This window comes from Rhodococcus sp. 21391, assembly GCF_016772255.1.
GTDB lineage: Bacteria > Actinomycetota > Actinomycetes > Mycobacteriales > Mycobacteriaceae > Rhodococcus_F > Rhodococcus_F opacus.
The window spans coordinates 6328220-6340263 of record NZ_CP063781.1 but is presented as its reverse complement, the minus strand read 5'-3'; the positions used below and the strand labels follow the sequence as shown (position 1 = coordinate 6340263).

Below are 12044 nucleotides of genomic sequence, written 5' to 3'. Positions count from 1 at the left end.
GCGGCAGTAACTCATGCCGACCGCAGCTTCGGTTCGGTGTGGACGAACACCGGCGGCCGGGGGCGCGACGCCGCCCGCGTGTGCGCCGCGTGGAGGTCGGCGAGCACTGTCGCCGGGTCGGCCTGAATCTGCTTCGGCAGGTGCGTCACGACGATGATGCCCTCGCGCTGCATACGCGCCCGCCGCCTCATCGTCGCCTCGTGGAGTTCCGGCGAGAAGTGGTACTTCAGCGAGTCGATCTCCCAGGCGACGGCGACGTCGTCCAGCCAGCCGTCGGGACGGGCGATCCACAGCCCGGCGGCGGACAGGACGTCCACGTTGTGCCGCATCGGCGGAAGACCGCTCGTCGCATACACCTTCTGCGCGTGGACCTCGGCGACGGAATGCGCATCGTCGCTCAGTTCACGCAAGACCGCGCGGGGCAGGCGGCTTCCGCGGTCGCTGCCGTGCTCGAGTTCACGCACGAGGTCGTCGACAGTCACGTCGCCGCGCTGGATCCCGCCGGCGAGGAGCGCCCGACAGCTGTCGGCCTGAAGCGTGCGGCGTCCGGCGTCCAGGAGGCTGCGTGCCGGGGGAGCGAGGCGCAGGAGCCCCCGGTGGACCGGTGCGGGCATGCGCCACGTCCGCTCGACCTTCACGTACGCCCAGTCCCGGCGGTGCCGGGTGGACGGGATGAGCAGCAGCACGTCGTTCCGGGACGCCGACGAGGTGTAGCCGAACGCGGCGAGCGCGGCGTGACCGGACAGCAACGCGTCCGGACCGCCGTATTCGAGCGCCGCCAGATTGCGCTGCAGCGTCGTCGGCGGCCCGTTGTGCAGCAGGACGACGCCGGGGAGGATCCGCTGCCACGGACCGCCGTCGGCGCAGCGTGCGGAGATGGTGCCCTTCGCGACACCCAGCCGTTCCAGGGTGGCCGCGCGGACCACACCGTCGCGGCTGACGGCGGCTATCGCAGAGGGATCTTCGGCCCAGGTTCCTCGTCGCATGGGTCAGAGCATGCCGCGGGCGAATCGGACCGTCGCCGGAAAGCCCACGTCGGAAATTGCCCTGTGGATGGACGGAAGGTTGTGGACAACTCCGCGGGCGGCGGAGCCGTTTCGCTGTGTCGGCCCGCCCAGCGCGGCGCCCGATGTGACATTCGTTCAGTCAGAGTGAACGCGTGTGACATCGGGCGACGCAAGCAGAGCAGAAGCGAACAGGCAGGTCTACGGGCTGCTGTACACCCGCAGGGTGCCCGGCTTCCACAGTCCGGATCGGGTGGCGGTCTCGGTGTCGACCGTGGCCGCGGTGGCGTCCGGGTAGTACCGGTCGAAGCGCTCGAGGGAGCCCCAGTCGCGGCCCCAGTCGTCCCGCATGTAGGTGGGGATGGCGGTGGCGCTGGCGAGTAGTTCGGTGAAGCCGAGGGGGCCACCGTTCTCCGGGGACTGCCAGGTGTCGGTGGAGCTGACGGCCAGCGGACGGTCGGGGAGGATGCGGTAGTTCGGCATCTCCGCGACACCGTACTGGTGGTCGAACGGACGCTGGCACGGGAACTGGAGTCCGACGGCCCAGTCCAGCAGCACCGGCTGCGAGCTGCCGATCGTCGAGTTGAGGGTCTCGAGCTTCGGAACCCGCGGCGGGGTGAAGGCCAGCCACTGGTCGCCGGTGAGGTTGGGATCGTTGGCGACGATCCGCACGGAGTCGGCGTCGGGGGACAGTTCGCTGATCGGGACGCGCAGGTTGCGCCACGACGGCGCCGGCCCGATGTCCTTGGGCAGGTAGGTGCCCTGAGCCCGCACGGTGCCGTCGGGCTGACGCTTGCCGTATTCGAGGAGCAGTGACTGACCGTAGGTGAGGGCGCCGGTCGAGTCGACCGACCAGATGCGGCCCGCGGCGGACATGACGATCAGCGGGGCGTCGTCGCTGCGCTCGGGGAGTGCGTACCAGCTGGACGACAGCGTGGCCGGTTCCTGCACGCCTTCCTGGTAGCTGCCCATGACGGGTGTCGTGCCGGGGTCGAGTCCGAACGGCAGCTTGGCGGTGCTGCCGTTGACGCCGACGTTGCCGGTGCCGCCGCTGGTTCCCGCGCTCGATCCGGTCTCGAAGCTGGGCCCGACGCTCTGGTTGTCGGTGTTGCCCATGCCCTGCTTGACCTCGACGTAGTCGGCGGTCAGGTCGGACGGCACCCCGTTGGGGGAGAAGCCGACGGGGTTGGCGCCGCCGAGCGGGTCGGCGGGGTTCGCCAGCGGCTGCGCGGGATCGTTGAGGGGTGTGAGGTTGCCGCCGTTGGTGTCGCCTTCGACGAGGACGTCCTCGGCGAGTCCGCACGTCTGCCCGGTGAGGGAGTCGAAGTTCGACCGTGCCAGCGAGTACGCCGGGTACTGGGAGACGGCGCCCTTGAGGAGCGAGAGGACTTCGAACAGCACCATGATGCCGGCGATGACGGTGAGCGGGGCGGCCGCGAATTTCCTGATCCGCCTGCCCTTCTCGGTGTTGGCGCGGGCGGGTGGCGCGGCGAATCCCTCACGCAGGTACTGCCAGGCGGCCAGTGCGACGGCCAGCCCGAACAGGACGAGGAAGAACGTGTTGGACTGGCGGCCGCCGATGGAGACGGTCTTGTCGAACCACGGCACGCCGTAGCTCGAGACGTACCAGTAGCCGTTGATGCCCGCGAACGTCAGGGCCAGCATGAGGAGCAGGCCGGCGAGGAAGATCGTGCGGTTGCGGCGCGACCGCAGCGCGGACGCCGACACCGCGACGGCGGTGAGTGCGGCCAGGGAACCGGCGATGCCCGCGTACGCCCCGAAGTGGTGGGTCCACTTGGTGGGGTTGAACATCATGAAGAAGATCGTGCCGAATACGACACCGAGCAGACGCCACGACGGGCCGGTGGCGGCGCCGGGGATCCGCTTGCGGCGCAACAGGATGAACAGCGTCGTCAGCAGGCACAGGATCATCGTCAGGAACGCGAAGCGGCGAGCCACCGAACCGTCGACGGTCGGGACGAAGAGGTAGTAGTAGCGCAGGAAGTCCTTGTACCACTCGAGGTTCGGACCGATCAGGGTGCGGACCCGGGTGGCCTCCATCACCGCGGCGACGGTCTGGTCGGCGAACACCACGACCAGGACGATCGTGCCCGCGGCCGCGATCGGAGCCAGCAGCGGCAGCGTCCCCACCTGGCGGTGGCGCTTGACGACGATCCGGACGAGCGGACGGGCGCCGGCGAGCAGGGCGGCCACACACATCAGTCCCGTCGGGGCGGCCGCGAGCGTGAACGCGCCGATCAGCACGGCAACAGCCGCGGGGAGGAGACGTCCGGTCGCGATGGAACGCTCGATGGAGCACCACGTGAGCAGGGCGCCGAGCGCCACGATGGGCTCGGGCCGCAGGCCGTTGTTGTAGGGCAGCCAGAACGCGAGGAAGACGAGTCCGCCGGTCCACAGCGCGACCTTGTTGCGCCGGACGGACCGGCCGAGGCGGGGAGCGACCTCCCGGCTGATCACCATCCAGCACAGAATGCCGGCGATGAGGGCGGGCAGTCGCATGAACGGGCTGGCCGTCGAGATCTTGGCCATCGCGGCGAGGACGTCGTAGTACCAGCCGAACGGCGCCTCGGGGACACCGAACCAGCGGAAGTAGTTGGCCATGTAGCCGGCGTGGTCGGAGACCCGGGCCATGGTGAGCAGGTAGCCGTCGTCGGACGTGTTGGCGCCGATGAAGTGCCACAGCACCAGCGTGCCCACGACGATCGTGTCGAGTCCGGTGAATTTCCACCAGTGCGACGGCAGGAAGTTGCGGTGCCCGCGCCCGTCCGTGCCGTCGAGGCGGCCGAGGGCGACCAGGGCAATGGCCGTGGCGAGGAGGGCCACGATCATGGCGACGAGCTTGATCAGCGTGGGGCTCGACGAGAACCGGGAGTCCACGTTCATCGTGAACGACAGGCCCGCCGGCGCCGCCCCGTCACGGAGGTCGCTGAACACGCCCACCACCTGCGGGCGGAGGTCGCCGGTGAGGGAACCGGCGATCGGGTCACCGGTCGGAGTGGTCAGACCCACGAACTCGGCAGACGTCGCGTCGATGTTCGACGTGATGCGGATCTCGGTGCAGGCGCCCGACTGCACCTGTTCGCGCGGCGCCGTCGCGATGGTGACGTTGCGGTCGAGCACGTCCACGGACTTGTCCGACACCCGCACGAACATCGCGTTCAGTGCCGCACCCTCGCCCTGCGCGGGGGCCGTGGCCAGCAGGATTCCGCCCTGCGGGGGCAGCCCGGCCACCGCCGAACACGGGATCGCCGCCGACAGGTCGACCGGGACCTGCGACATCAGCGGCGCCTCGAGGTCGCCGACGACGCCGTTCTCCGGCCAGTTCACCGCTGCGGTGGTCTGCTGCACCGGCATGAACGGGGTGGCCACTGCCAGCACGAACCCGATGAGTCCGGTGACGATGGCGATCAGACGGGCGGTCCGGTACTCACTCCGCCGGTCCTGGCGAGCAGGTGGCGAAGTGGATTCGGCGTCGGAGACGGAAGTTGTCAGAGCGTCGGGCACGGTTGTCGATGGTATGTCAGGAACCTGAGTAGGCATATTGCCGCCTACCAGAGGGTAGGGACACGTCTAGTAGTAGCGCACCGGTCCGGGCGACCAGGTACCCGACCTGGTCACCTGTTCGGATTCGACCTGCGCGGGCGTCGCCGACTCGTCGAGCGATGTGTACCGCTCGAGCGAGCCCCAGTCGCGGTCCCAGTCGTTCGACAGGTAGGTGGCCAGGGTGCTCGCCGACAGCAGCTGGTCGGTCCAGCCCAGCGGGCCGCCGCCGAACTTGTCCTGCCAGGCATTGGTGGACTCGGCACCGATGCGGTCGGGGAGGACGCGCCACTGCGGGACCTCGGCGACGCCGTAGCGGTGGTCGAAGGGCCGCTGGCAGGGGAACGCGAGCCCGACGGCCCAGTCGAGGAGCACGGGGTCGCTGGAGCCGACGACGGTCTGCAGTGTCTGCATCGTCGGCACCCGGGGCGGCGTGACCGCCAGCCACTGGCCCGGGTCGGTGTCCGGGTCGTCCGCGACGAGCCGGACCGTGTTCGCCTCGGCGGGCAGCTGGTCGAGCGGCACACGCAGGTTGCGCCACGACGGGGACGGTCCGATGTCGATCGGGTCGGCGGTGCCGAGCGCGGTGACGGACCCGTCGGGACCGGTGACGCCGTACTCGACCTTCAGGCTCTGGCCGGGGGTGACGACGCCGTCCGCGTCGACCGACCGGATGCGTCCGGCGGCCGAGATGGTGAGGATCGGTGCGTCGTCGCTGCGGTCGGGCAGCCCGTACCAGCCGGTGGTGAGGGAGGCGGGCTTCTGCTCCCCGCCCTGCTGGTAGCTGCCGAGGACCGGGGTCCGGGCGGGGTCGAGGCCGAACGGCAGCGTCACGGTGCTGCCGTTGACTCCGGCGGTGGCCTCGGTGCCGCCACCGGTACCCGAGCTGGTGCCCGTCGTCGTCTCGTCGGTCTCGGTGTCGACGGTGTTCGCGCCGCCGGTGGCGATCTTCTCGGAGTCGGCGGTGAGGTCGTCGGCGATGCCGTTGGGGGTGAAGCCTTCCGCGGCGGTCGTGCCGAATGCGCCTGCGCCGTTCGGGTCGGTGACCGGGGTGAGCGGCTGCAGCAGGGCGGCGGTGGGGTCGGTCTCGACGAGGACCTCGTCGGCGAGCGCACACGAGTTGCCGGTCACCGACTCGATGTTGGCCTTCGCGATGGAGTACCCGGGGTACTGCGCGACGGCCCCCTTCAGCAGCGACAGCACCTCGAACAGGACGACGGCCCCGGCCGCGACGGTCAGCGGCGACGGCGCCAGCATCCGGGCACGCTTGCCGTTGGGTTTCCTGCCGTGCTCGTACGGTTCGCGGACGTGGTACCAGGCGGCGAGGAGCAGCGTGAGCACCGTGAGGCCCAGGAACAGCGTGGAGAAGCCCTTGCCCGCGATCATCGGCGGCTTGTCCCACCACGGGACGCCGTAGCTGGACACGTACCACCAGCCGTTGGAGCTGGTGAACGCGACCGCGAGGATGAACAGGACCCCCGCGGCGAACAGGGTGCGGTTCCGTTTGGAGCGGATGCTCGCGGCCCCCACCCCGACCGCCGCGAGCACCGCGACCGAGCCGGCAAGACCCGCGTACACACCGAAGTGGTGGGTCCACTTGGTGGGCGTGAACATCATCAGCAGCAGTGACGCGAACACGATGCCGAGGATGCGGCGGGACGGTCCGATCGCGGTCCCGGGCACCTTCCCCTTGCGCAGGATCAGCATCACGCAGACCACGACGCACAGCAGCATCACGAACACGCCGAATCGGCGGGCCAGCGAGCCGTCCGGCGAGATCCCCATGAGTGAATCCCAGCGCAGCCGCTCGTCGAACCAGGCCACGTTGGGGCCGAGGGCGGTGCGGACGCGCGTCGACTCGAGCACGGTCGCGAGTGTCTGATCCGCGAAGACCGCCACCATCACCACGGTTCCGGCGGCGAGGATCGGGAAGATCTGGGACGCGAATCCCACCCGGTGGCCCCGTGCGATCACGATCTGCAGGATCGGCCGCGCGCCCGCGATCAGGGCGGCGATACAGATCAGGCCCGACGGTCCGGCCGCGAGGGAGAACGCGGCGATGAGCACGGCGACGGCGCCGGGGAGGAGTCGTCCGGTGGCGATGGCGCGCTCGATCGAACACCACGTAAGGAGGGCGCCGAGCGCGATGACGGGTTCGGGGCGCAGCCCGTTGTCGTACGGCAACCAGAACGCGAGGAAGACCAGTCCGCCGGTCCAGAGGGCAGTTCTGTTGCGGCGCACGGCCACACCGAGGCGGGGAATGACCTCGCGGCTGATCACCATCCAGCAGAGGAGGGCGGCGAGGAGCGTCGGCAGTCGCATCCACATGCTCGCGGTGCTCACCTTCGCCAGCGCCGCGAGGAGTTCGTACGACCATCCGAACGGTGCCTCGGGGACGCCGAACCAGCGGAAGTAGTTGGCCATGTAGCCGGAATGCTCCGACACGCGGGCCATGCCGAGGAGGTAACCGTCGTCGGAGGTGTTGGCGCCGACCACGTGCCACAGCAGCAGCGTCCCGATCACGACCGCGTCGACACCGGTGAACTTCCACCAGTGCGCGGGCAGGAAGCGGCGCGCGCGGCGGCCGTCGATGCCGTCCACGCGGTGCAACGCGTACAGCGAAGTCAGTGTCGCGAGGACGCACACGATCATCGCCAGCAGTTTGAGCAGGGTGGGGCTGGACGAGAATCGGGAGTCGGGGTGGACGTGCACGTTCAAATCCGCCGGCGCCGCGCCCTGCAGGTCGGTGAACAGGCCGACCATCTGCGGGCGCTGATCGCCCTCGACGGAACCGGCGAGGGGTTCGGCGGTGCCGGTGATCTCGGCCGACGTCCGCTGATGGTCGGATGTGACGGTGAGGGCGGTGCAGCCGCGGAGGTCCGCGGCGTCCGCCGAGATCAGGGAGATGCCGCGAATCGTGACGTCGACCGTGCCGCCGGCGCCCCCCTTCACGACGAGACCGTTCTTCTCGAAGTCGGGCGCGCGATTCGGGAGGGTGGAGACGACGGTGCCGCCGTCGGGTCCGACTTGGGTGAACACCGAGCACGGCACGTTCACCTGCATGTCCAGCGGTGTGTACGAGACCAGCGGCGCCTCGACGCTGTTCAGGGTGCCGTCCTGCGGCCAGTCGATCGACGCGGCGTCCTGCTTCACCGGCAGGAACGGGGTGGCCAGCGCGAGCACGAACCCGATCAGGCCGGTGACGATCGCGACGAGCCGGGAAGTGCGGATGGTCCGAAGGTCAGGCGGCGGGGGTTGGGACGGCACAGAACGATGTTAGGCGATGGTGGCCCGCCGCCCGTGAGTACTTGTCAACGCCCGGACGTTAAGAAGTACTCACGGGACCGAAGGTCACGACCGCGGCGACGTCGTCGAGGGAGAGGTCGAGAACCCGGGCGACCGCAGCGATCGTGAAGAACGCGGGTGTCGCGATGCGCCCGGTCTCGATTTTGCGCAGGGTTTCGACGGAGATACCCGCGTCGAGTGCGACCGTGACCATGCTCATGTCTCCGCGCGCGGATCGCAGCAGCTCACCGAGCCTCTGTCCGCGTTCGAGTTCCTCTGCTGTCAACGGCACACGCACCATGTGTCATATAGTAATACCGGTATAGAAATTGGAAACAGTCGTGGAGGGTGTTGTGGTCGAGTTGAAGACGGCGGCCGAGGTGCAGGCGATGCGCGCGGCCGGCCGGGTGGTGGCCGACGCTCTGGCAGCCGTGCGCGAGGCGGCAGTGATCGGGGTGACGCTCCAGGGCCTCGATGCTGTGGCTGCCACTGTGATCCGCGACGCGGGGGCGGAGCCCGTGTTCCTGAACTATCACCCGAACTGGGCGCCCAGCCCGTTTCCCGGGGTCATCTGCGCGAGCGTGAACGATGCTGTGGTACACGGCATTCCTGGCGAGTATCGACTCCGCGACGGTGACCTCGTCAGCATCGACTGTGGCGCCAGGCTCGCCGGCTGGTGCGGGGACGCCGCCGTGAGCTTCGTCGTGGGAACGGCGGACCCGGCGGATGTGGCACTCGTCGAGGCCACCGAAGCCGCTCTCGCGCACGGCATTGCGGCCGCACGGCCGGGAAACCGGTTGGGAGACATCGGTGCCGCCATCGGGTTGTTCGCGCGCGGCGCGGGGTACGGGATGCTTGCCGACCACGGCGGGCACGGCATCGGCAGGCAGATGCACGAAGATCCGCACGTGCCCAACGAGGGACGTGTCGGGAAGGGAATGCTGCTGCGTCCGGGGATGGTGATCGCGATCGAACCCATGCTCATCGCCGACGGCACCGACGACTACCGGCACGAGGCAGACGGCTGGACGCTCCGCACGGCGACGGGCGCCCGTGCCGCGCACAGCGAGCACACCGTCGCGATCGGTACGGACGGACCGGAAGTGTTGACGCGGTAAGTCTTTCCTACGTCAGTGCTCGCACGTCCCACACCCACACGCCGTCGACCGGCTTCGCGGGCGCCCCGACGAGCTGCTGGACCGTCTCGCGCAGAACGCGATCGTTCTGGGTGTGCGGCAGGACCAGGACGTCGGCGTTCCAGAATTTCAGGTCCGTCAGTGCCTGGGCTTTCGTCGCCTCGTCGATGGCAGGCACCTGGCCGGACGATTGTGCGGACGCGAGCAGCAGCGCGGTGGGGCGATCGTCGGGCCCGTACTTTCCCTGGTCCTCGCTGCCGGCCGGGCCGACGAAATACCCTCCGGCGATGGGGAATGCAAGATCCTGCTCGGTCTGCCAGCGCAGCATCCGCGCGTTCTCCGGGGAGGGGAGCGGCACCGTGACGACCGAGCCCTCGGTGACGTACTCCCGCCACGTGCCGTCGGCAAAGAAACTTGGTGCGGTGTCGCGCTGCACGACGGCGAGCGGCGTGGGCGCCAGCGGAAGCAGCGCCACCGCGAGCCAGCCGACCCACAGCAGGGTGGTGGTCCGCTGGCCCTCGCGGGCGGACGCCAGGGCGCGGTCGGTGCCCAGCGCGAGCAGTAGGGCGGCGGCGGGCAGGCAGCCCATCGCGAAGCGCGATTCGAGAACGGACTCGAGGAGCGGCAGGTGTGAGATCAGCTTCCACGGCAGGGGAATTCCGGTGTCCCAGCCGCCGATCGTCAGCGACGTCCCGAGTGACAGGACGCCCATCACGGCGACGGTCGCGGTCGCGGCGCGGGCCAGCGGCATGCGCCACAGCCACAGGGCCGACAGGGCGAGGAGGATCAGTAGGGGCCAGCCGAAGTACGCGTTCTCCTCGGTGGCGTTCATACTGAACTCGGCGGACCCGGGCTCGCCTGCCAGCGAGGATGTCGGAAAGCTGGTGAACGCCTCGGTGTCGTTGCCGACCGGGCCGTGTTCGATCGCCCGGTAGTTGTCGGGTCCGAAGAACTGCCACCACAGGGGCACGGCGGCGATGGCCAGCGCGATGCCGCCGGCGATTGCGAATCCCGTGATGCTGCGCGTGGCCGCCGCGACTGCCGCTCGCGGGCGCGACGCCGCGAACGCGGCACCGAAGACCGCGAACGCCAGAGCGTAGATCAGCAGGGGTTCTTCGCCGAGGAAGATCTGATAGGCGATCAGCAGGCCCAGTACGATGCCGTCGCGAACCGGGCGCACCCCGCTGCCGAGCCTGATCACGGCCAGCGCGATGAAGGGCAGCAGGAACAGGGCGACGAAGTTGGGGTGCCCGTTGGTGTGCGAGATCAGGGCGGGGGCGAAACCGCACAGACCACCGCCGACGGCGGCCGCGAGTCGCGACGACACGACATGCCGCGAAAACACCCAATACCAGGCAATTGCCGTGCCCGACAGGCCAAGTGTGAGCGCGAGAGTGAAGGTGACGTTCGGTCCGAACAACAGCGTGATCGGCGCCAGCGGAATGCTGATGCCGAACATTGCCGTGTTGCCCATGAGGTTGACGCCCAGCGGGTAGTTCTGCAGGTCACTGGACAGCGGATTCTCCAGATGGACCAGTGAGCGTGCCGCGACCGCGAAGAACCATTCCCACATCGTCTGGTCCTGGCCGCTGCGCACCAGATAGCCGGTCCCGAGGTGTTTCCACTGGCGGGCCAACACGAATGCCGCGAGGCCGACGTAGAAGACGATCGCCGCGACGTCGGCCGGGTGCGGCCGGAGACGGGAGCGGAGAGGGCGAGCAGTGGTGCTGGTGCTCTCTGCCTGCCGAGTGGTCTCGACCTGGGTGAGTATCTCAGTCACGCAGCTGCGCCTCCGGTTCTCGGGTCGATGTCAATCGACCGAGGGTACCGGAGGTCGCTGAGAGCTTCCTGGGTTGCGATCGCGTGATTGTTGCGTGTATCACATCAAGTTGATTTGTGAACTTCTGATCAATACAGGGATATTCTCCTGCCCCACTGGTTACGCTCAGCATGCTTTTTCGTATCGGTTGCAGTGCACTCTGAATGGGGTCGGCATGACGGACATCAGCACATCTCGGTTTGGGTACAAACGGTTTACACGCTCGGTGGCAGTCGCAGGCATCGCCGCGCTCGCCATGGTCATGGGCAATGGCACCGCGTCGGCCGGCGTGGACAATTCCAGCTCCGTGATCGACGCACGAGGGAATCGCATCGAAGTCGTGCAGGGCGACACGCAGTATCAGGTCGTACCGCCGCTGGACGGCGTACCTACCAGCGTGGAGTTCTTCCACAACGGTTACGCGGGGGTCGCCATCACCGGGCCGAACGCGGAGGAGTTCAAGGGAACTCAGCTCACCGTCGGTTATCAGATCGGCTACCCGGTCTCCCTGGCCGGCGCGACTATCGTTCTCAATTCGCCCGGCCTCGGGTTCGCAATCGGGTCGAGCAACGGAATCAATCTGGGACTTGTCCCGGACTTCACGCTGGATTTGAACGCCGGGACCAACGCGGAACTCGCCGGTGACATCATTCCGTCGCAGGAACTCGACATCGACCTGGAGCCCGGTGGAATCACCACCGTTCCGCTCCTCGAGGGTCAGGAGTTCGACGGATCGGCGGCTGTGGTCAGGATGCAGGGAGTTCATGGCTCCATCTCCGGTGCTATCGGGCCGGTCACCATCCGTCCGTACGCCATGGCTGTGACGGAGAACGGTGACACCGTGATGACTTACGGCGTGCCGCAGAAGCTCAACTAGGCAGCCCGCCCGACAGGGTGCCTGACAGGGGTCGCCGGACTGATGTCCGGCGACCTTTGTCGACTGACATGGACGACGACGTCGCCGGTGATCCATACGGCGGCACCGAGTAAGGCGATCACGAAAAGCACCCAGTGCCCGACGTAAACACCGACGATCGCTCCGATCGTCACAGCGAGTCCGGCATGCACGACCACCTCACCGCCGGCGGTGCCGAGAAGATAGTCCTCGGCACCGCTACCGGCACGTCGCGGCTCCACTGCATCCGGCATGACCGCTCCTCGCGACGTCCCGACAATTCCCCTCGGGGCGCGGAAAATTCCCGCCTCCCTGATTGGGTGCGGGGTTCCCGCGAGGTGGGT

General features: G+C 68.5%; 8 protein-coding genes. 2 read left to right on the top strand and 6 right to left on the bottom strand.

Features of this window, described 5'->3' with window-relative positions:
- Positions 1 to 11 precede the first annotated feature (11 nt).
- The 4 genes from GO592_RS29280 to GO592_RS29265 form a co-directional block, all read right to left on the bottom strand.
- Complete coding sequence (locus GO592_RS29280) at positions 12 to 986, bottom strand: hypothetical protein (RefSeq protein WP_007298332.1); 975 nt, start codon at positions 984 to 986, stop codon at positions 12 to 14.
- Positions 987 to 1205: 219 nt separating this feature from the next.
- A complete protein-coding gene (locus GO592_RS29275; protein WP_007298333.1) occupies positions 1206 to 4529 on the bottom strand; it encodes an arabinosyltransferase domain-containing protein in 3324 nt (1107 codons plus the stop codon).
- A 66-nt stretch (positions 4530 to 4595) separates the two neighbouring features.
- Complete coding sequence (locus GO592_RS29270; protein ID WP_007298334.1) at positions 4596 to 7832, bottom strand: arabinosyltransferase domain-containing protein; 3237 nt, start codon at positions 7830 to 7832, stop codon at positions 4596 to 4598.
- Positions 7833 to 7890: 58 nt separating this feature from the next.
- Positions 7891 to 8151 carry a helix-turn-helix domain-containing protein gene (locus GO592_RS29265; protein WP_005572349.1) on the bottom strand — a complete coding sequence of 87 codons (261 nt, stop codon included), beginning with the start codon at positions 8149 to 8151 and terminating at the stop codon, positions 7891 to 7893.
- Positions 8152 to 8203: 52 nt separating this feature from the next.
- On the opposite strand from GO592_RS29265, the gene map reads away from it, so the two are divergent.
- Positions 8204 to 8968: a type I methionyl aminopeptidase gene (gene map, locus GO592_RS29260; protein WP_007298335.1), complete on the top strand. Its 765-nt coding sequence runs from the start codon at positions 8204 to 8206 to the stop codon at positions 8966 to 8968.
- 7 nt (positions 8969 to 8975) lie between these two features.
- On the opposite strand, the gene GO592_RS29255 is transcribed toward map, so the two are convergent.
- Complete coding sequence (locus GO592_RS29255) at positions 8976 to 10766, bottom strand: hypothetical protein (RefSeq protein ID WP_007298336.1); 1791 nt, start codon at positions 10764 to 10766, stop codon at positions 8976 to 8978.
- A gap of 214 nt (positions 10767 to 10980) precedes the next feature.
- On the opposite strand from GO592_RS29255, the gene GO592_RS29250 reads away from it, so the two are divergent.
- Positions 10981 to 11682 (top strand): MspA family porin, encoded by a 702-nt coding sequence (locus tag GO592_RS29250; RefSeq protein ID WP_039951733.1) that lies wholly within the window; start codon positions 10981 to 10983, stop codon positions 11680 to 11682.
- Here GO592_RS29250 and GO592_RS29245 read toward each other — a convergent pair.
- A complete protein-coding gene (locus GO592_RS29245) occupies positions 11679 to 11954 on the bottom strand; it encodes a hypothetical protein (protein WP_007298338.1) in 276 nt (91 codons plus the stop codon). The genes GO592_RS29250 and GO592_RS29245 overlap by 4 nt on opposite strands.
- Between the last annotated feature and the right edge of the window lie 90 nt (positions 11955 to 12044).

Coding starts and splice junctions, on each gene's coding strand:
- GO592_RS29280 (WP_007298332.1), bottom strand. CDS start 986: ATGCGACGAGGAACCTGGGCCGAAGATCCCTCTGCGATAGCCGCCGTC.
- GO592_RS29265 (WP_005572349.1), bottom strand. CDS start 8,151: ATGGTGCGTGTGCCGTTGACAGCAGAGGAACTCGAACGCGGACAGAGG.
- GO592_RS29250 (WP_039951733.1), top strand. CDS start 10,981: ATGACGGACATCAGCACATCTCGGTTTGGGTACAAACGGTTTACACGC.
- GO592_RS29245 (WP_007298338.1), bottom strand. CDS start 11,954: ATGCCGGATGCAGTGGAGCCGCGACGTGCCGGTAGCGGTGCCGAGGAC.